Below are 18,494 nucleotides of genomic sequence, written 5' to 3'. Positions count from 1 at the left end.
GTTTACGCGGACGCAAGGGCATGGCCCCTTCCGGGGCGATAAGCCCGCCGTGCCCCTTGACCCCTCGGCGCGCCCCTGCAATGTCCTTCGCGAAACAGGAGGAAGGCCGATATGTCCCATGCGCCGGCATATGATCCCAGCAACATCTTCGCCAAGATTCTTCGCGGCGAATTGCCGGCGCACAAGGTCTATGAGGACGACCGGGCACTGGCCTTCCTCGACATCATGCCCCGCTGCCCCGGCCATACGCTGGTGATTCCCAAGACGCCCGCCCGCAACATCCTCGACATCGACCCCGAGGACCTCGCCTATGTGCACAAAATCGCCAAGACGATCGCCATCGCCGGCAAGGCGGCATTCCAGGCGGATGGCGTGACCATCCAACAATTCAACGAGGAAGCCGGCGGGCAGGTGGTGTTCCATCTGCATGTGCATATCATCCCGCGTCACCTTGGCGTGCCCATGAAGCCGCCGGCCAGCGCCATGGAAAAGCCCGAGATCCTGGCCGAGCACGCGGCGCTTCTGCGCGCCGCCCTGGGCCAGTGAGCGCTTCAGGTGATGCCGCGCTGACCATTCGGGCGCCGGCGCGGCTGCATCTGGGCTTTCTCGACCTGGGTGGCGCCCTTGGCCGCCGCTTCGGCAGCCTCGGCATCACGCTCGACCGGCCGGTCACCACCGTCACCGTCGCCCGCGCGGAAAGCGACAGCGCAACCGGCCCCGATGCCCAGCGCGCCGCCTGGGCGCGCAATTGCGTGCGCGCGGCCCTTGGGGTTGCGACCCCCTTCGCGATCACGATCGATTCGGCATTGCCGCCCCATGGCGGCCTCGGCTCCGGAACCCAGCTCGGTCTTGCCGTGGGGGTCGCGGTGGCGCGGCTGTCCGGGCAGGATCTCGATGCGCGCGCGGTCGCGACGCTGCTGGGCCGCGGTCTCAGGTCCGCCATCGGTCTTGAGGCCTTCACCCAGGGCGGTGTCATCCTGGACGGCGGCAAGCCGACCGCGGGTCCGCGGTTGGCGCCGCCGCCGCTGCTGTCGCGGCTGCCGCTGCCGCCGAGCTGGCGGGTGATCCTGGCGTTCGACGCGAGCCGCGAGGGCCTCAGCGGCGATGTGGAGACCCGCGCCATGGCCGAATTGCCGCCGTTCCCCGCGGCGCTGGCGGCGCATCTGTGCCACCTGATGCTGCTCAAGGCCCTGCCGGCACTGGCCGAGGATGATGTGATGGCCTTCGGCAGCGCCATCGGCGAGTGGCAGCGGGCCCTCGGGGATCACTATGCCGTCGCCCAAGGCGGCGGGCGCTTCTGCAGCCCCGATGTGGCGGAAGCCATCGCCTTCGTCGAAAGCCAGGGCGTGCCCGGAGTCGGCCAAAGCTCGTGGGGACCCACCGGCTTCGCCATCGTGGGCCAGCCGGCCCAGGCTGAAGCGCTGGTGCAGGCCTTGCGCCAGCGCTTCGCATCGTCCACAAACCTGTCATTCGATTGCGTGGCAGGAAACAATCGCGGCGCCGAAATCCAGGCACACGGGGCGCGCCCCATCTGACCGCTCGCCACGAACTTCGCGACCGGGCGCAATGCCGGCCGGTCTTGGACCATGTGAAGAACCATCCCCGGGCACATCCGGGCCCAAGCCAGCGGCGGGTTCACGAACAGGCAGGCCGACCAAGCATGGATCTCGCACTCATCGCCCTTTCCGCGCGGCCCCTGGCCGCCAGCGCCGCCCGCGCCGGGTTCGCCGCCCTGGCGCTCGACCTGTTCGCCGATCTCGACACCTGTGCCCATGCCGCGCGGTGCGTGCGGGTGCACAAGCGCAACGGCTACGCCTTCGATGGCGACGACCTGATTCAGGCCCTCACCAGCCTTGCCCCCGCCGGCCTGCCGGTGGTGCTGGGCGGCGGACTGGAGGACGAGCCGGACCTCATGGCACGGATCGCAGCGCGCAATCCCATTCTCGGCAACTCGCCCGAAACGGTGCGCGTGCTGAAGGACCCGCTCGCCCTCGCGGGCCTGTGCGCCCATCTCGGCATCCCCTTTCCCGACGTGACCATCGAGGCGCCCGCGCCGGACACCTTTGGCGCCGCAGGCGTGATCGCCAAGAAGATCGGCGGCGCTGGCGGCGGCCATATCCGCCGCCGCGCGGCCGGCGATCTCTCGGCCCCCGAGGCCGGCTATTACCTGCAACGCGAGGTCAAGGGGGAGGCCTATTCCCTGCTCCTGCTCGCCGCCGGACGCAGGGCGATCGTGGTCGGCGCCTCGCACCAGTGGCGCGACGGTGATCCGGACCATCCGTTTCGCTACGGCGGCGTGGCGGGGCCGGTGGCGCTGCCCGAAGCCCAGGGCGAGGCCATGCGCGACGGGGCGATCCGCATCGCCCTCGCCTGCGGGCTGGTGGGCCTCGTGTCCATGGACTTCGTCGTCAGCGACGACGGCTGGTTCCTGGTGGAAGTGAACCCCCGCCTGGGCGCCACCCTCGACATTTTCGACGTGGATCCGCTGCCGCCCCTGCTGGGCCTGCATCTTGCGGCGTGCGGCGGGCGCCTGCCGGCGAGCGTGCCCTCGCCGACCGAGGTTCACGCGGCGCAGGTGCTCTATGCGGAAGACGACCTGCTGGTGCCCGCCGACGCCCTGCCCGCCCATGTGGCGGATCGGCCGGCGGCCGGCGCGGCCATTCCCCGTGGGGCGCCCGTTTGCACCGTGCGCGCCAGCGGGCCGAGCCTGGAGAGCGCCCGCGCGCGGCTTGAGACCTTGACCCGGGAACTGCGCGGCCAATTCGGCTTCGCCACCACGGCTGAGCCTGCCGCCTGAACGCGAGCCTGATGCCGGACCCCATCGCCGCCCGCTTCCTGGCCTCATCCCGCTTCCTGGCCGCATGCCGGGCCGAGCTTCACGCCCTGAAGCCCGGCAATGTGCATGTGTTCGCGCCGGGCCACGGCATGGATGTCCACCACTTCGAGCAGGCGGCGGAAGCCGCGGCCGCCGTCATCGCCACCCCCGACCTCGGCGTCGGCCAGCGCATTCGCCGCGCCGTGGACGCCTCCCTGGCCGCTGCCGGCTGCAACACCAATCTCGGCATTATCCTGCTCTGTGCGCCGCTGATCGCGGCGGCGTTCATGCCCGATCGGCAGCCGCTGCGCGCCCGGCTGGCATCGGTGCTCGACGGCCTCACGATTGCCGATGCGGGAGAGGCGTTTCGTGCCATCGCCGCCGCCAATCCCGGCGGCCTGGGCAGCACCGATGCGGCGGATGTGCGCGCGCCGGCCTCCATCGATCTGCGCGCCGCCATGGCCCTCGCGGCCGCGCGGGACCGGATCGCCCAGCAATATGTGACCGGCTTCGCGGACCTGTTCGACATCGCCGTGCCCGCCCTCGACCCCGATCCGTGTGCCCCGCACGGCGTGGAGAACGCGTATCTCGCCCTGCTGAGCGCCTTTGCGGACAGCCACATCGTCCGCAAGTTCGGCGTGCCGGCGGCCGAAGGCGTGCGGCGCGAGGCGCAAGAGGTGCGCGCGGCGATCGTCGGCGCAGCACCCGCCGATCGGCAGGCCCGGCTCTTGGCGTTCGACGCGAGCCTGAAGGGCCGAGGGCTCAACCCCGGCACCACCGCAGACCTGACCGTGGCCAGTATTTTCGCGGCGCTTCTCGGCAATTAAATTGCATCTGATCCACAATACGATCATGTCGAAAATATAATATTTCAAAATACTGTACTATGTATTAGTTTTAATAGTATTTAATTGACATACGTTAAAATATTATCAAAATGTTCATGTATCTCTCGCGCGGGATCTTGGCGTCATATCCGCACACCGCCCATTTCATACCCACACCTTCCCTGTCGCGCGGGCGGGCAAGGCATGGATCGCTTCGGCACATACATTACAGTTATTGAATTTAATATATTTGAATGTTAATGTCCGACAAGCTCGGCGCCGCACCAGATCGCCTCGCCAAATGCCTTTGGCCAAGCGGCTTTCGGCATCCCGGTGGAACGGTGCAACCAAGCCATAAAAATAAAATCAACAATCAATGAGGAGGAAACATAATGGCGCGGATTGTCGTACTCGGCGCAGGTCTCGGCGGCGTCATCATGGCCTATGAGCTGAAACAGAATATCAGCGCAAGCCATGAAGTCATCGTTGTCAATAAAGGAAGTCTCTATAGCTTTGTTCCATCCAATCCGTGGGTCGCGGTAGGATGGCGCCGGCCGGAAGAGATCTGCGTGGATCTTTCAAAAATATTCGCCAGCAAGAAAATCCCCCTATATCCCCAGGGTGCGCGACGCCTCTTTCCCGAGGAGAACCGGATCGAACTCAACGACGGGATGGTGCTTGACTATGACTACCTCGTGGTAGCCACCGGCCCCGACCTCGCCTTCGACGAGGTGGACGGCCTCGGGCCGGAGGGGCATACGCACTCGGTCTGCCTCACCGATCACGCGGCCAAGGCCCGTGTGGCATATGACGCGCTGGTGAAGGCGCCGGGGCCCGTGGTGATCGGTGCGGCGCCGGGGGCCTCGTGCTTCGGGCCAGCCTATGAGTTCGCCTTCATCCTGGATGCGGCCTTGCGCAAGGCCAGAACCCGCGACCTTGTGCCCATGACCTTCGTGACCCCCGAGCCCTATGTGGGGCATCTCGGTCTGGACGGGGTCGGGGACACCAAGGGCCTGTTGGAGAGCGCGCTGCGGGAGCACCACATCAAGTGGATCACGAACGCACGCATCACCAAGGTCGAAAAGGACCTCATTCGGGTGGATGAAGTCGCGGACGACGGCAGCCTCAAGGCCACCCACGACCTGCCCTTCGCCTTTTCCATGATCCTTCCCGCTTTTCGCGGCGTACCGGCGATTTCCGGCATCGCCGGGCTGACCAATCCGCGCGGCTTCGTCCTGGTGGACAAGCATCAACGCAATGCAGCCTTCCCCAACATCTTCGCCGTCGGTGTGGGCGTGGCCATTCCGCCGGTGGGGAAGACGCCCTTGCCCGTGGGCGTGCCCAAGACCGGCTTCATGATCGAATCCATGGTGACGGCCACCGCGGCCAACATCGCCGCTCTGCTGCGCGGGGCCGAGCCCCGCGCCGTCGCCACTTGGAACGCCGTGTGTCTTGCCGATTTCGGCGACGGTGGCATCGCATTCGTCGCGCAGCCCCAGATTCCGCCGCGCAACGTCAATTGGTCCGCGCAAGGCGCCTGGGTCCATGCGGCCAAAGTCGGTTTCGAGCACTACTTCCTGCGCAAGGTTCGGCAAGGCGTAAGCGAGACCTTCTATGAAAACGCGGCGCTCCATCTGCTTGGCATCAAGAAGCTGAAGCAGGTGCAGATGGAAGAGACCGACACCGGTAGAGGCTAATCGAAAGCCGCATCCATTCGAGCATTTTCAAGCGAAATGGATTCCGGCTTGCGTGAAGAGAATGCGTGAATACTCTAACCTAGAGCGGATGACGTGCGCCCGCGCGAACGGCAACCGCTCTAGAACTTCACAGACACCACGCCCCGACCCGCGTTAGAGGTGACGCCGTCGCCGAAGCTGCCGTCATAGGCGAGGCCGAGGGTGATGCCGGTCATCAGGCCGAGATCGAAACCGCCGGTCACCACCATGCTGTCGGTGGCCAGTGGCACCCCCTCGCTGGTGAAGGCGGTGCCGGTGCTCACCAAGGTCAGGCTCTCGGTCGGCGTGACATCGCCGAAAGCGTGGCGCCAGCCGGCGGAGGCATAGGGCGTCAGGCGTGCGCCCTCCGCCACCGCGAAGCTGCCGGCCGCGCGCAGGCCAAGGGTGGAATAGGGCGTGCTCAGGCTCGTGCCGCCGGAGCTGAGGCCGGAGACGGGCGCTCCGGTTTCGGTGAAGCTGCCGAGGTCCGCATAGCTCCAGGCTATCCCGGCGAACGGCTCCAGCGCCACTGCGCCGAAGCCCAGCGTGTAGCCCACTTCGCCGAACAGATTGGCGGACGTGCCGTCATAGTCCGCCTGCGGCTGCTCCCCCGTGAGGGCCACGGCACGGGATGTGGACAGGGTGCTCCACCCTATGTCGGCGCCCAGCCGCAGCTTCCAGGCCTCCAGGCTCGCCCCCGCATAGCCGGCGATCCGGGCCGTGTCCGCATCGGCCGAGGCGTTGCCCGATGACGTGGAGCTGGACGAATAGCCCACCGCAAAGCCGTAGACGAGGCTGCCATCGGTGGCGTCGAGCCCCACCAGGGCACCGCCGAGCCGGGTGCTGGCGTCCACCGGACCGGCATTCGAATCCACCCATTGGCCATAGCCCTGGGCCCAGGCGGTCAACACCGGGCCGGACGGCCGCGCCGTGGCCGGCACCGCCTTGAAGGGCCCGGCCGCGACCGGTGCCGGCTCCACATAGGCGCTCGCTGGCCCCCCGAAGCCCAGAGCCGCCACCGCCCCGGTGCTGCCGGCATAGCCCGCCTGCCGCGCGCGACCGAGCAGGGTGTCGTTGACCAGCGCATTTTCATTGAAGAGCGCGCTGCCGATGCTGGCATGGATGTCGCCCGCAAGCTGGGTGAAGGCGGTGCGCATGGTGGCAGGGGAGGTTTGCTCGACCAGCGTGTCATAGAGCGCGGAGCTGCCGGCGGTCGCCACCCTGCCGTAAAGATCGAGCGACAGCGCCACGGCCCGTTGGTTGGACGTCACCGCATAGCGGGAAAAAGCGGTGCCGTTGCGCTCCAGGGTCAGATAGATGTCGGTCGCATCGGCGCCGAGAACCGGCGTAAGGAACAGGTAATCGGCACCGCCGGAAACAGCGCCGAAATTGCCGCTCACTCCGCCGTCCGCGCTGAGGACCACATAAGCGGTGCCCCAGTCCAGGGCGGTGGAGGCCGTGTCCAGCACCACCCGCGCGCCACCGTCGATGCTCGCGCCGCCGCCCGCATCGATCAAGTCAACGGTGCCGGCGGTGGACACATGAACCTGATAGGTGGAGCCGGCTCCAAAGCGGACATCGCCCACCACGGAGAGGGTCCCGGACACCCCTGCGGAGCCGGGCACGACCACGCCGCCGTTCCCCACTGCAAGCGCGCCGATGGTCCCCGTGCCGAGAAGATAACCGGAAAGACCGCTGTCGCCATCGCGCGCCACCGCCACGGCGGAGCCCGCAAGGGCGGCATCCCCCAGCAGCAGGGTCGCGCCCAGAACCCTGGTGGCGCCCGCGAAATCGCTGCTGCCGGTGACGATCCAGCTCGATCCGGTAGCGAGCGTCAGGCGCTCAAAGCCCTGGTAGGTGGCACCGTCGCCGAGGAGCGAGAGATCGAAGGCCCCATCCAGCTCGCCCAGGCGGAAGGTGTCGCGCCCACCCTCGGCCTTCACCGCGCCCACCACTTTGGAACCGGCCTCATAGACGAACAGGTCGTCGCCATCGCCCATGGCCACGGCAAAGGTGGTGCCGGAGATGGTGCCGTAATTGACGATGGTGTTGCCGAAGGTGCCCGCCGTGTTGACGATCCGAATGCCGAAGCCGTCCTCGCCACGGATGGTGCCGGAATTGATCACCGACAGAGCGCTGAAGACATCCCCGCCATTGCTGTCGTCGGCCAGAATGCCGTTGTTGGCGCCGGAAATGAGGGCCGTCGGCGTCTCCGCATCACCATTGACGATGCTGCCGCCGCCAATGGCGATGCCCTCGCTGGTGCTGGGCGAAGTCTCGCCCGGCTTGGTGCCCTTGGAGCCGAGGCCGGCGATGGTGCCGTAATTGAAGATGGCCCCGGCACGATCGAAATCCACCCCGTCCCCGTCGCCGAAACTGGCGGCCGGATCAAACGTGCCGGTGATCTTGCCGTAGTTGAGCACCACGCCGGTGCCGTTGGAATTCACGCCGGACCCGTTGCGCCCCTCGATCATTCCATAATTGACCACCTCCACCACATCCTCGGAGCCTGAGGCCTTGATGCCGTGGTAGGCGCCGGAAATGGTGCCGGTGGCTTCATTGACGATGACGGCGCGCATGCCGCCCGCCACCTCTTCCCCGTCGATCTTGATGGCGGAATTGTTCTGTGTGTCCGCGGTACCCGCCGCGTAAGACGAGCGGATCGTCCCGGAATTGTAGACCTCCATGCCGTTGGCGCCCTGGATGGCGTCGTCGTCCGCGGCGGTGATGAGGCCAGTCTCGTCATTGTTGATGGTGATGATGGTGTCTTTGGTGGCGATGCCGCCAAGGTCGATCGCCTGCCCGTCCACGGTGGAGCGGATGATGCCGCCGTTGCTGATGGAGATGAGCGTGGCCGCGCTGCTGAGGCTCTCGGACGAGATCTTGATGCCGTCGTCGGTGCCAGAGATGATGCCCCCGGCCTCGTTGAGGATGGTGAGGGCGGCGAGGCTGTCCAGATTGCCGGGCGTGTCCATCTTGATCGCCCGCTTGCCGGCAGCGGTGGTCTCGATGGTCCCCGAATTGAGGATGAGGATGCTGCCGCCACCCAGGCGCACCGCATCGCTGCCGCCGGATGCGACCGTGCCGGAATTGACCAGATAGACGGAGGCGGTGGCGTCACTCGCCGCGTCAAGGTCGATGGCCTGCCCCTCGGCGGAGCGGACGACGCCTTCGTTCGTCACCTCCAGGGTGCCTGCGGCGAAGCTGCCTTTGATGCGCAAGGCATCGTCGGTGGAAGCCACGATGCCGGTGTTCACCAGGGACAGGATGCCGGTGACATCGGACGCCGAATCGATGGCGCGACCGCCAGAGGTGATGGTTCCGTCATTGACGATGGAGATGCCGGCATCGGTGGCGGGCGCGCTCCAGGTGATGGCGGCATCGGCCCCGCCGTCGAGGGTCGCGCCGGTTGCCACGCTGCCGGTATCGGTTCCCGAAACCTCCTGCGGGCCGGCGGCCGGCGGCACGGTGAAGGACCCGGCGCGCGCCGACGCGCACAGGCCGCAGCACAGCAGGACGAGAACCAAGGGGCTGACGGAGGCGCGCAGCGCAGGCATGGGCAGACGTCCTGGCAATGGAAAGGTTCACCCTTCCCTAACGGGGCGTTGCCACATTACCGTGACATTTCGCCGGTCGTTAGCCCTTCATGGCGACGCGACGGCGAATTTGTGTCGCTTTCATCGCGGCTCCGCCTCACTCGATCGGAAAATCGAAGTAGGTGGCGGGAAATGGCTCGTCCGCGAGCGTAAAATGCCACCATTCCTGGGCAAATGGCTTGAAGCGGTGTTCGGCCATGAGCCGCGCGAGCAGCCGGCGATTGGCTTTCTGCTCCGCCGTCACCGCATCCGAATCGGGCCACGACAGGGTGCTGAAGAGATCGAACGGCGTGCCCATGTCCAGCTCGGCACCGGTCTCGGCCTCTACCATTGTGAGGTCGAGGGTGGACCCGCGCGAATGGCCCGAGCGCGCGGCAATGTAGCCGAGGGCGAACAACTGCCCCTTGTCGAGGTCGGGATAATAGGTGGCCTTGGTGCGCGTATCGGACAGGTCGGCCGCCCACCGCGCGAAATGGGCAACCGCCCGCGCCGGCCGGTAGCAGTCGAACAGCTTCAGCTTGAGGCCCCGGGCCTGCGCGTCCCGCGCCACGCCGGCGAGGGCCTCGGCCGCCGGCCGGGTGAGAAGACAGCGCGCCGCGCCATAGCCATCCACCGGCGCGCCCACGAAATTGCGGCTGCCGGCATAGCGCACATCGAGCACCACATCCGGCAGCAGATCCTTGACGTCCACAAACACCTCAGGGCGCGCCGCCGGAGCCGCGACGCCGACGGCGGGAGCCACCAGCCCGGCAAGGCCGAGCACGACGGCGGCAGGTTTCGCAAAGGTATTCATGGAACGGCGTCGCATGCCCCATCCGAGGATGAAGTCAGTTTAGCCCCCCGCACCCTCGCGGCAAGCCGCAACCGCGCGGGGGCGCGGAACCGACCTCAGGAAAAGAAGCTCGTGATGGTCTGCCAGAGGCTCTTATGCGGGGCTTTGGCGAGTTCGGCGGCGGCCGGCTTGGAATCCGCGCTCGGCACTTCCGGTCCCGACAAGGCCTTCTCCACCACCGCGGGCGTAATGATCGCGGCAAAGGCCGATATCTTCTGGAGCGTCACGGGACCGGCCATGCCGTCCACATCGAGCCCGTTCTTCGTCTGAAACGCCTTCAGCGCAGTCTCTGTGCCCGCCCCGAACACGCCGTCGGCGGCGACCCCCAGCGCGGCCTGAAGCTTCTTCACCGCCTCGCCGCGGCTGCCCACGGCCAGCAGGATCAGTTCCGGCAGATCCAGGGCCAAGAAGGTATCCGGCCCGGCAATGCCGTCCGCCTCCAGGCCGTGGGCGGTCTGATAGGCCTTCAGAGCCTGTTCCGTCGCGGGGCCGAACTGGCCGTCGGCTGCCAGGCCGAGCTTCGATTGCAGGATCCTGACCGGTTCACCAGCCAATCCACGCTTCAGCAGTGCCATTGAACCACCCCCATGCGAGATCGGCGCCCGGAGCCGCGGCGCCAGCGGTATGCCGCAGACCTATAACATATTACCGGACGCGCGCAGGCTGGGCGCCAAAAGAAAAATGCCGGGCCCAGTGACGGACCCGGCAAGTATCGCCGCAGAGCGGCGAACCTTCCAGAGGGGAACAGCTGAAGCATCAATCACGATGCGATCAGCGCTTGAGCAAAGTGCACGCAGCTTAGGCATATTGCAACGCCAAATGACCGCATATCAGGCATGCGCTTGACGCCGAGCTTGTGGCCACAGCCCTGCGGAAACCGTCATGCTAGTGAAAAATTTTAATAGTTCCAACGCTGTGCCTTCGAGATCAGGAAGTCACGAAACACCTGGATGCGCGCCACGGAGCGCATTTCCTGGGCATAGGTGAAATAGGCCTCCAGCTTCGGCGTCTCGCGGTCGGTGAAGAGCTGCACAAGGGAGGTGGCATCGTCGGTCAGATAGTCCGGCAGGGTGCCGATGCCCACGCCCCGCTCCACCGCGCGCTTCAGCCCCAGCACGCTGTTCACCTCGAACGCCGGGATGCGCGGCTGGGTGCCGTCGCGCCCGGCGTGCTCCAGCCAGTTCAGACCCTGGAAATAGGAGGGGATCGGCCCCCCAAGCAGCAGGATGCGATGCTTGTCGAGTTCATCCACGGTGCGGGGGTGGCCATGCCGCTTCAGATAATCGACCGAGGCATAGGCGTGGAAATGCACGGTGAACAGCTTGCGCTGCACCAGATCCGGCTGCACCGGCTGGCGCATGCGAATGGCCACGTCCGCCTCGCGCATGGCCAGATCCAGTTCCTCGTCGGTCAGGATGAGCTGAATGCGGATGTCTGGGTACAGCTCGACGAACTCGCCCACCCGCGCCGTCAGCCAATGGGTGCCAAGGCCCACGGTGGTGGTGACCCGCAATTCGCCGTTTGGCTTCTCGCGGCTGTCGGACAATTGCGCCCGCGCCGATTCCAGCTTCAGGAACACCTCGTGGGCGGTGCGGTAGAGCAACTCGCCCTGCTCGGTGAGAATGAGCCCCCGCGCGTGGCGGTGGAACAGGGGCACCTTCAGCTCGGCCTCCAGCGCCGACACCTGGCGGCTCACGGCCGATTGCGAGAGCCCCAGGGTTTCACCCGCATGGGTGAACGAACCCGCTTCGGCGGCGACGTGGAAGACCTTCAGCTTGTCCCAGTCCATGGGGGCCCCGGATTGTGCGGCACCTGCGGTGGCAGGATGCCTGCGTTTTCGTTGGTTGACGGAGCCGAACCGCGGAGCCCGTCGCTCCCCGCATAAAAAAGCGCCGCCCTATGGCGGCGCCCTGGTCGTTATTCAGCGGCCTCGGCCACGGCGTGGGCCAAAAAGCGCTCCGCCTCCAGGGCCGCCATGCAGCCGCGCCCGGCGGCGGTGACCGCCTGCCGAAACACGTCGTCCGCGACATCGCCGGCCGCGAACACCCCCGGCACCGAGGTGGCGGTGGAATCGGGCGCCGTCCACACATAGCCGGAGGGCTTCAGCTTGAGCTGGTCCTTCACGAGATCGGTCGCCGGGGCGTGGCCGATGGCAACGAACACCCCATCCGTCGCGATCTGCCGCGTCTCGCCGCTGCGCACGTCGCGCAGCGCCACGCCGGTGACATGGGGCGGCTCGTCGGCCCCCAGCACCTCGGCCACCTCAACGTTCCAGATCACATCCACCTTGGGATTGGCAAACAGGCGATCCTGCAGGATGCGTTCCGCCCGGAAGCCCTCGCGCCGGTGCACGAGCGTGACCTTGGCGGCGAAATTGGTGAGGAACAGCGCTTCCTCCACGGCGGTGTTGCCACCGCCCACGACCACCACGTTCTTGCCGCGATAGAAGAAGCCGTCGCAGGTGGCGCAGGCGGAGACGCCGAACCCGCGATAGGAGTGTTCCGAGTCCAGCCCCAGCCAGCGCGCCTGGGCGCCGGTGGCGAGGATCACCACATCCGCCGCGTAGGTCACGCCCGACTCGGTGACGAGCTTGAACGGCCGCTGCGACAGATCAAGGCTCGCCACATGGTCGGCCACGAGGGTGGTGCCCACATGCTCGGCCTGGGCGCGCATCTGCTCCATCAGCCAGGGACCCTGGATGGGCTCGGCGAAGCCGGGATAGTTCTCCACCTCGGTGGTGATGGTCAGTTGCCCGCCGGGCTGGATGCCTTCGAACAGCACCGGCTTGAGCATGGCGCGAGCGGCATAGATGGCGGCGGTGAAGCCCGCCGGACCCGACCCGATGATGACGACCTTGGTATGCTGGACACTCATAACGTCCTCGAAGCTCTCTGCCCGCCAGGGCGAAGACGCCAAGGCTGTGGGCGGCGCGGTGATCGCGGCCATGCCCAAGCACAGCGTAAGCTATGCGCAAATGTAGGGGCTCTACCGCATCGCCACAAGGCGTCGCCCCAGGACCCAGGGTCACCTTTCGTGACCATTGTGCACGGGCAACATGGCGAAAGATTATTTCGTTGCGTTGCCGCAATCGCGCACTAAGGTGCCGGTGCGCCGAACATCGGCGCCTTTGCCCCCCGGGAGTGCGCCTTGACCGTTCGCCTTGATGCTGTCGACTGGAAGATCCTCGACGAGCTCCAGCGCGACGGGCGCATGACGAACGTGGAGCTGTCGCGCCGGGTGGGCATTTCCGCCCCGCCGTGCCTGCGCCGGGTGCGGGCGCTGGAGGAAGACGGCATCATCCAGGGCTATCGCGCCCTCCTGGATGAGAAGCGCCTCGGTTACGACCTGATGGCCTTCGCCATGGTGCACCTCATCAGCCAGGCGGACACGGATCTTGCCGCCTTCCAGGAGCGCATCGATCAGTGGCCGCTGGTGCGCACCGCCTGGATGCTCTCCGGCGACGTGGACTTCATGATGCTGTGCGTGGCGCCGGACCTGCGCACCTTCCAGAATTTCGTCCTGGAAATCACCGCCACGCCGAACGTACGCAACGTGAAGACCGCCCTCACCCTGAAACAGGTGAAGAACGCCCCGGCGGTACCGCTGGAAGCCGGTTTCCAGCGCCTGTAGCAGAGGCTGGGCCGCCCGTCAGTCCTCTCAGCGGATGCCGGCCCGCAGGAAGGACTGGATGAACTGCCGCTGGAAAATGAGAAAGGCCAGCAACAGCGGCGCCACCACCATGAGTGTCGCGGCGCTGATAATGGAGATATTCACCCCGCTCTCGGGCGCGCCGAACAGGGAGAGCCCCACTGTCAGCGGCCGGGTGTCGGGAGAATTGGTCACGATCAGCGGCCACAGGAAATTGTTCCAGTGGGTCGCCACCGAAACCAGCGCATAGGCGAGATAGACCGGCCGCGTCACCGGCACATAGACCCGCCACAGCACCCCGAGCCAGGAGCATCCCTCCACCCGCGCCGCTTCCTCCAGCTCCACCGGCACCGATCTGAACGCCTGCCGCAGCAGAAAGATGCCGAAGGCGCTGGCGACATAGGGCAGGCCCATGCCTGCGATGGTGTCGAGCAAGGCCAGGCGCGAAACCATGGCGTAATTCTCCACGATCAGCACCTCGGGCAGAATGAAGAGCTGGAGCAGCACCAGCACGAACAGCACCTCGCGCCCGCGAAACCGGAACCGCGCGAAGGCGAACCCGGCGAGGGTGCACAGCACCAGCTGCCCGGCCAGAGTGAAGGTCACCAGCATCAAGGTATTGAGCATGTAGGTGGGCCAGGGGGCGGCAACCCAGGCTGCCCGATAATTGTCGAGTGTAAAGGGGCGGCTGAGTGAGAAGTCCAGTGCCTCGCCCGGCGCCCGGAGCGAGGCCCAGACGGCGAACAGCAGTGGCGCGATCCACACCAGCGCGAGCAGCCAAGCCCCGGCGGCGTCCAGCGCCGTGCTCCAGCGGATCGGCCGAACCAGCAGCGAAGAGATCATCGGTAGTGGATCCGCTTGTCGAACACGGTGAAATGGAGGATGGCCACAACCCCGAGCACCAGCAGCAACAGCACGGTCATGGCGGCGGCATGGGGCCGGTCGAAATAGGAAAAGGCCATCTCCCACACCCAGTAGAGGGCGAGCTTGGTGGCGTTGTTCGGCCCGCCCTTGGTGAGGATGAAAAGCTGATCGATCAACTTCACTGAATTGATGAGCGCGTTGATGAAAATGAAGGCGGTCGTGGGCATCAGCAGCGGCAGCAACACCCGCCGCAGATAGGTGAAACGCCCCGCCCCCTCCACCCGCGCGGCTTCGCGCAGGTCCGGCGGGATGGTCTGGAGCGCGGCGAGATAGAAGATCATGAAGAAGCCCGCCTCCTTCCATACCGTCACGACGATGACCGCCCACAGCGCCGTCTGCGGCTGGCCCAGCCAGTTCACCGGCGGCAGACCGAAGAGGCCGGTGAAGGCGTCGATCACCCCGAGACCCGGCGTGTAGAAGAACAGCCACAGGTTCGCCGCCGCCACCATGGGCAGCACAGTGGGCGTGAAATAGGCGCCGCGCACGAAGCCGCGCAGCGGCATCCGCCCATCAGCCCACAGCGCCATCAGCAGCGCCAGGGCGATGGAGACCGGGATCGTCACCGCCGCATACAGAAGGGTGTTGCCGATCACGGTCCAGAAGGTGGGATCGGCGAACAGATCGGCGTAATTCTCGAGGCCGTTGAACACCGCCGGCCGGCGCGGCGTCCCGCGCGAAAAGAAGCTCCCCCAGAGCGTGGCGGCCGCCGGCAGGAAGGCGAACAACGTCAAAAGGAGGAGCGCCGGCGTCAGCAGCATCCAGCCATAAAGGGCATGAAGGCGGCGCTGGCGCTGCGCGATCGGATCAAGGGCGCGGGATCGGGGCATGACGCTTTTCTTCACAGGAGCGGAGGACGCGCCTTCCGGCCCGCCCTCCCCCGGTTCACGGGCCGCCGGTCAGTGCTTGAACGGCTTGAGCAGTTGGTCGGCGGTGGCCTGAGCTTCCTTCAGGGCCTCGGCCGGAGTCTTGGTGCCGGTCAACGCCGCCTGGATGGCGTTGTTGAGCGCCTCGCGCACGCGGGCGGTATCCCAGGTGGAGAACTCGGCGATGGCAACCTTGAGCTGGTCGCGGGCAACGAGGGCCTGGGGGAACGCCTTGCCATAAGCCTTGAGCTGCTCGGTCTCATAGGCCGCCGGGCTCACACCCACATAGCCGGTGGCAATGGACCATTCGGCCGCCCGCTCCGGCGCGGTCATGTAGCGGATGAGCTTCAGCGCCGCCTTGCGCTCGACCTCGGAAGCGCTCTTGAACAGGTAGAAGTTGCCGCCGCCGGTGGGCGAACCGGGGCGCTTGTGGGCCGGCAGCTCGGCCACGCCGAAATCGAACTTCGCTTCCTTCTTCACCGCCGTGAGGTTGCCGGTGGTGTGCCACATCATCGCGGTCTGGCCCTGCACGAAGGCCTGGCGCAGGGTGCCCCACTCCACAAGCCCCGTGGGGGAGATTTTCTGCTCAACGGACAAGGACTTCCAGAAGTCGAGCGCCTCGATGACCGCAGGATCATCGAAATGGACGCTAGCGCCATCCGCGCTCATCAGTTCCTTGCCGTTCTGGATGGCGAAGCACTGAAACATCCAATAGGGATAACCGGTGGACGGCACCATGAGGCCATAGCGCCCCTCCTTGGTGAGTTTTTTGCCCACCGCCACCATCTCGTCCCAGGTCTTGGGCGGCACCTCGGGGTCGAGCCCTGCTTCCTTGAACATGTCCTTGTTGTAATACATGACGATGGTGGAGCGCTGGAACGGCACGCCCCAGGTCTTGCCCTCGATGCGACCATTGGCCATCAGCGCCGGATAGAAGCCGTTCAACCAGGCCTTTTCCGCGTCGGACTTCACCACATCATCGAAGGGGACGATGAGGTCCTGTTCGATCAGGTCATAAGCGTCAATGGAGAACAGCACCGAAAGCTGCGCCGGCTGGCCGCTCTTCAGAGCCGAAAGAACGCGCACGCGGGTGTCGTCATAATTGCCCGCATAGACGGCCTTCACGTCGATCTCCGGATTCTCCTTCTCGAATCCCTCGATCATCCCATCGATGACTTTCGTCAGCGGCCCGCCGACGGAAATCGGATAGTACATGGTTAGCTCGGTCTTCGCGAAGGCCGAGGCGGCGGTGGCCGCGAGCAGTCCCGCCGCCAGGGCGGTGGCGGTGAAAAAGCGTCTCATGGTCGTGTCCTTCTAGCCTTGGAGCAAACGCGGACGGGTGAATGGGAAAAGTTCAGCCGGTGGCGCACTATGATCCCTCTGCCATGTGCGGAATCGCGATCCGCCGGCCGGTCTCGCAATCGAACCAGTGGGTGGCCTCTTCCGGCCAACGGACGGACACCGCCGCGCCCGGCACCGGTTCCGCGCGGCCGGGAATGCGCGCGGTCAGCGTCTCGCCACCGGCAAGGCGCAGATAAACGAAGGTTTCGGCGCCCAGAAACTCGCTCGCCACCACCGTCGCCGGAAGCGGACCCACGCCCGTCGGCAGCAGCCGCACGGCCTCACTACGCACGCCGGCCGTCAGGCGCTCCTGCACGTAGCCCGCCGGCGCCAGGATCGAAACGGCCGCCGCCGGCACCAGGGTCATGGGCGGGGTGCCGATGAAGCTCGCGGCAAAGGCCGTCGCCGGCTCTTCATAGAGCGCGACCGGCGCGCCCTGCTGCTCGATCCGCCCCGCGCGCATGAGGATGACGTGATCGGCCATGCCCATGGCCTCGGTCTGGTCGTGGGTGACATAGATCACCGTCATCCCGAGCCGGCGCTGCAAGGCGCGGATCTCCTGCCGTACCCCGTGGCGCAGCTTGGCGTCGAGGTTGGACAGCGGCTCGTCCATCAGACACAACGGGTGGTCGGCAACGATGGCGCGAGCCAGCGCCACCCGCTGGCGCTGGCCACCGGAGAGTTCGGCCGGCTTGCGATCATCGAGACCTTCGAGCCCGGTCAACGCCAGCGCTTCCTTCAGCTTGCGGGTACGCTCCACCTTCGGCACCCGGCGCACCTTGAGCCCGAACACGATGTTTTCCGCCACCGAGAGGTGCGGAAACAGCGCATAGGATTGGAACACCACCGACAGCCCCCGCGCCGAGGGCGCCAGCGCCGTCACCTCGCGGCCATCGATCTCGATCCGCCCCTGGTCCGGTGTCTCCAGCCCGGCGATGAGCCGCAGGGTGGTGGACTTGCCGCACCCCGAGGGTCCGAGCAGCACCGTGAAGCTGCCACGTGGAATGGTGATGGAAAGGTCGCTGACCCCGCCACCGCCGGGAAAGGCGCGCGTGACCTGATCCAGGCGGACGAAGCTCTCGGCGCGCGCCGTCATGTGCCCGCTCCCGTGCCGGACGCAATGCGCAGGCGCCCGCCGCGGCCGTCCCCATCGAACAGCGCGGCGAACGCGGGGGGCGGCGCCGTGTCGAGCACCACCATGTCCACGTCGGCGAGATGACCGCCCCGCGCCGGCGCCGGCCGCCCGAACTTGCTGATGTCCGCCACCAGGATTGAGACCCGGCAGCTCTCGCGCATGGCCGCGCGGGCGAGTACCTCGGCCCGGTCGAAATCCACGAAGGTGCCGTCCGGCTCGATGCCGCCGACCCCGAAGACGCCGAAATCCACCCGATAATTGCGGTACATCTCTTCCACATGGGGACCGAGCAGGTCGCGGTCGGGCAGACGTACAGCCCCGCCCGGCAGGATGATCCGGTTCGAGGGCGTCCTGCTCAGCGCCATGGTGACGTTGAGGTTGTTGGTGACGACAGTGAGGTCCTCGTGGCCCTGCATGGCGAGGGCGACGAACTCCGGCGTGGTGCCGATGCCGAACGAAACCGAGGCGCCGTTGGGAATAAGGCGCGCCACCGCGGCGCCAATGGCCTGCTTGGCGAGCGGATGGATGATACGGCGCGAATCGTAGGGCAGGTTGAGGCGGGGCGCCTCCATATATTCCGCGCCCCCACGCCGCCGGCGCAGCAGATTGGCGTCACACAACATGTTGATATCCCGCCGGATGGTCTGCGGGGTCACGCTGAAATGCTCCGCCAGCGTCTCGACGCTCAAAAAGCCGTCCTGGCGCGCGAGATCGATAATGTCCTGCTGCCGCGTCGTGATGTTCATTCGGCCCCGTCACACTGTTCATTCGAACTTGTGGCGCACCGTAGTCAGGTTC

Annotated in this window: 17 protein-coding genes; 6 read left to right on the top strand and 11 right to left on the bottom strand. The window is 66.4% G+C overall.

Going from position 1 to position 18,494, the window contains the following annotated elements; translation table 11 throughout:
- The first annotated feature begins 111 nt into the window (after positions 1 to 111).
- From HUW53_RS07620 to HUW53_RS07605, 4 genes are all read left to right on the top strand, one after another.
- A complete protein-coding gene (locus tag HUW53_RS07620; RefSeq protein WP_237345155.1) occupies positions 112 to 546 on the top strand; it encodes an HIT family protein in 435 nt (144 codons plus the stop codon).
- On the top strand, positions 543 to 1,535 hold the full coding sequence (locus HUW53_RS07615; protein WP_237345154.1) for a beta-ribofuranosylaminobenzene 5'-phosphate synthase family protein: 993 nt from the start codon (positions 543 to 545) through the stop codon (positions 1,533 to 1,535). Before HUW53_RS07620 ends, HUW53_RS07615 begins: the two co-directional genes overlap by 4 nt.
- 125 nt (positions 1,536 to 1,660) lie before the next feature.
- Positions 1,661 to 2,797, top strand: a complete 1,137-nt coding sequence (locus HUW53_RS07610; protein WP_237345153.1) for an ATP-grasp domain-containing protein — start codon at positions 1,661 to 1,663, stop codon at positions 2,795 to 2,797.
- 11 nt (positions 2,798 to 2,808) lie between these two features.
- Positions 2,809 to 3,642 carry a triphosphoribosyl-dephospho-CoA synthase gene (locus HUW53_RS07605; protein WP_237345152.1) on the top strand — a complete coding sequence of 278 codons (834 nt, stop codon included), beginning with the start codon at positions 2,809 to 2,811 and terminating at the stop codon, positions 3,640 to 3,642.
- A 257-nt stretch (positions 3,643 to 3,899) separates the two neighbouring features.
- Here HUW53_RS07605 and HUW53_RS07600 read toward each other — a convergent pair whose 3' ends face one another.
- A complete protein-coding gene (locus tag HUW53_RS07600; RefSeq protein WP_237345286.1) occupies positions 3,900 to 4,118 on the bottom strand; it encodes a hypothetical protein in 219 nt (72 codons plus the stop codon).
- On the opposite strand from HUW53_RS07600, the gene HUW53_RS07595 reads away from it, so the two are divergent.
- On the top strand, positions 4,035 to 5,339 hold the full coding sequence (locus HUW53_RS07595) for an NAD(P)/FAD-dependent oxidoreductase (RefSeq protein WP_237345151.1): 1,305 nt from the start codon (positions 4,035 to 4,037) through the stop codon (positions 5,337 to 5,339). The two genes, HUW53_RS07600 and HUW53_RS07595, sit on opposite strands and share 84 nt — an antisense overlap.
- A gap of 119 nt (positions 5,340 to 5,458) precedes the next feature.
- Here HUW53_RS07595 and HUW53_RS07590 read toward each other — a convergent pair whose 3' ends face one another.
- The 5 genes from HUW53_RS07590 to trxB form a co-directional block, all read right to left on the bottom strand.
- The gene (locus HUW53_RS07590; RefSeq protein ID WP_237345150.1) at positions 5,459 to 8,914 is read right to left on the bottom strand and encodes an autotransporter domain-containing protein; all 3,456 of its coding nucleotides are present in this window, start codon (positions 8,912 to 8,914) and stop codon (positions 5,459 to 5,461) included.
- Positions 8,915 to 9,050: 136 nt separating this feature from the next.
- On the bottom strand, positions 9,051 to 9,761 hold the full coding sequence (locus HUW53_RS07585) for a M15 family metallopeptidase (RefSeq protein WP_237345149.1): 711 nt from the start codon (positions 9,759 to 9,761) through the stop codon (positions 9,051 to 9,053).
- A gap of 80 nt (positions 9,762 to 9,841) precedes the next feature.
- A complete protein-coding gene (locus HUW53_RS07580; RefSeq protein WP_237345148.1) occupies positions 9,842 to 10,360 on the bottom strand; it encodes a peptidoglycan-binding domain-containing protein in 519 nt (172 codons plus the stop codon).
- A gap of 323 nt (positions 10,361 to 10,683) precedes the next feature.
- On the bottom strand, positions 10,684 to 11,574 hold the full coding sequence (locus HUW53_RS07575) for a LysR family transcriptional regulator (RefSeq protein ID WP_237345147.1): 891 nt from the start codon (positions 11,572 to 11,574) through the stop codon (positions 10,684 to 10,686).
- 128 nt (positions 11,575 to 11,702) lie between these two features.
- Positions 11,703 to 12,659: a thioredoxin-disulfide reductase gene (gene trxB / locus HUW53_RS07570; RefSeq protein WP_237345146.1), complete on the bottom strand. Its 957-nt coding sequence runs from the start codon at positions 12,657 to 12,659 to the stop codon at positions 11,703 to 11,705.
- Positions 12,660 to 12,932: 273 nt separating this feature from the next.
- On the opposite strand from trxB, the gene HUW53_RS07565 reads away from it, so the two are divergent.
- A complete protein-coding gene (locus tag HUW53_RS07565; protein WP_237345145.1) occupies positions 12,933 to 13,415 on the top strand; it encodes an Lrp/AsnC family transcriptional regulator in 483 nt (160 codons plus the stop codon).
- Positions 13,416 to 13,442: 27 nt separating this feature from the next.
- Here the strand turns inward: HUW53_RS07565 and HUW53_RS07560 are convergent, their stop codons facing one another.
- The 5 genes from HUW53_RS07560 to HUW53_RS07540 all read right to left on the bottom strand — a co-directional run bounded on the left by HUW53_RS07560 (position 13,443) and on the right by HUW53_RS07540 (position 18,442).
- Positions 13,443 to 14,276, bottom strand: coding sequence for a carbohydrate ABC transporter permease (locus HUW53_RS07560; RefSeq protein ID WP_237345144.1), 834 nt, complete (start codon positions 14,274 to 14,276; stop codon positions 13,443 to 13,445).
- Complete coding sequence (locus HUW53_RS07555) at positions 14,273 to 15,184, bottom strand: carbohydrate ABC transporter permease (RefSeq protein ID WP_237345143.1); 912 nt, start codon at positions 15,182 to 15,184, stop codon at positions 14,273 to 14,275. Before HUW53_RS07555 ends, HUW53_RS07560 begins: the two co-directional genes overlap by 4 nt.
- A gap of 69 nt (positions 15,185 to 15,253) precedes the next feature.
- The gene (locus HUW53_RS07550) at positions 15,254 to 16,522 is read right to left on the bottom strand and encodes an ABC transporter substrate-binding protein (protein WP_237345142.1); all 1,269 of its coding nucleotides are present in this window, start codon (positions 16,520 to 16,522) and stop codon (positions 15,254 to 15,256) included.
- Positions 16,523 to 16,589: 67 nt separating this feature from the next.
- On the bottom strand, positions 16,590 to 17,657 hold the full coding sequence (locus tag HUW53_RS07545) for an ABC transporter ATP-binding protein (protein ID WP_237345141.1): 1,068 nt from the start codon (positions 17,655 to 17,657) through the stop codon (positions 16,590 to 16,592).
- Complete coding sequence (locus tag HUW53_RS07540) at positions 17,654 to 18,442, bottom strand: DeoR/GlpR family DNA-binding transcription regulator (RefSeq protein ID WP_237345140.1); 789 nt, start codon at positions 18,440 to 18,442, stop codon at positions 17,654 to 17,656. Before HUW53_RS07540 ends, HUW53_RS07545 begins: the two co-directional genes overlap by 4 nt.
- Positions 18,443 to 18,494: the final 52 nt, after the last annotated feature.

Origin of the sequence: Xanthobacter agilis (assembly GCF_021730435.1) — a bacterium.
Lineage (GTDB): Bacteria > Pseudomonadota > Alphaproteobacteria > Rhizobiales > Xanthobacteraceae > Xanthobacter > Xanthobacter agilis.
This window is presented reverse-complemented; position numbering and strand designations above follow the sequence as displayed.

Coding starts and splice junctions, on each gene's coding strand:
- HUW53_RS07620 (WP_237345155.1), top strand. CDS start 112: ATGTCCCATGCGCCGGCATATGATCCCAGCAACATCTTCGCCAAGATT.
- HUW53_RS07610 (WP_237345153.1), top strand. CDS start 1,661: ATGGATCTCGCACTCATCGCCCTTTCCGCGCGGCCCCTGGCCGCCAGC.
- HUW53_RS07605 (WP_237345152.1), top strand. CDS start 2,809: ATGCCGGACCCCATCGCCGCCCGCTTCCTGGCCTCATCCCGCTTCCTG.
- HUW53_RS07595 (WP_237345151.1), top strand. CDS start 4,035: ATGGCGCGGATTGTCGTACTCGGCGCAGGTCTCGGCGGCGTCATCATG.
- HUW53_RS07600 (WP_237345286.1), bottom strand. CDS start 4,118: ATGGCTTGCGCTGATATTCTGTTTCAGCTCATAGGCCATGATGACGCC.
- HUW53_RS07590 (WP_237345150.1), bottom strand. CDS start 8,914: ATGCCTGCGCTGCGCGCCTCCGTCAGCCCCTTGGTTCTCGTCCTGCTG.
- HUW53_RS07585 (WP_237345149.1), bottom strand. CDS start 9,761: ATGCGACGCCGTTCCATGAATACCTTTGCGAAACCTGCCGCCGTCGTG.
- HUW53_RS07580 (WP_237345148.1), bottom strand. CDS start 10,360: ATGGCACTGCTGAAGCGTGGATTGGCTGGTGAACCGGTCAGGATCCTG.
- HUW53_RS07575 (WP_237345147.1), bottom strand. CDS start 11,574: ATGGACTGGGACAAGCTGAAGGTCTTCCACGTCGCCGCCGAAGCGGGT.
- trxB (WP_237345146.1), bottom strand. CDS start 12,659: ATGAGTGTCCAGCATACCAAGGTCGTCATCATCGGGTCGGGTCCGGCG.
- HUW53_RS07560 (WP_237345144.1), bottom strand. CDS start 14,276: ATGATCTCTTCGCTGCTGGTTCGGCCGATCCGCTGGAGCACGGCGCTG.
- HUW53_RS07555 (WP_237345143.1), bottom strand. CDS start 15,184: ATGCCCCGATCCCGCGCCCTTGATCCGATCGCGCAGCGCCAGCGCCGC.
- HUW53_RS07550 (WP_237345142.1), bottom strand. CDS start 16,522: ATGAGACGCTTTTTCACCGCCACCGCCCTGGCGGCGGGACTGCTCGCG.
- HUW53_RS07545 (WP_237345141.1), bottom strand. CDS start 17,657: ATGACGGCGCGCGCCGAGAGCTTCGTCCGCCTGGATCAGGTCACGCGC.
- HUW53_RS07540 (WP_237345140.1), bottom strand. CDS start 18,442: ATGAACATCACGACGCGGCAGCAGGACATTATCGATCTCGCGCGCCAG.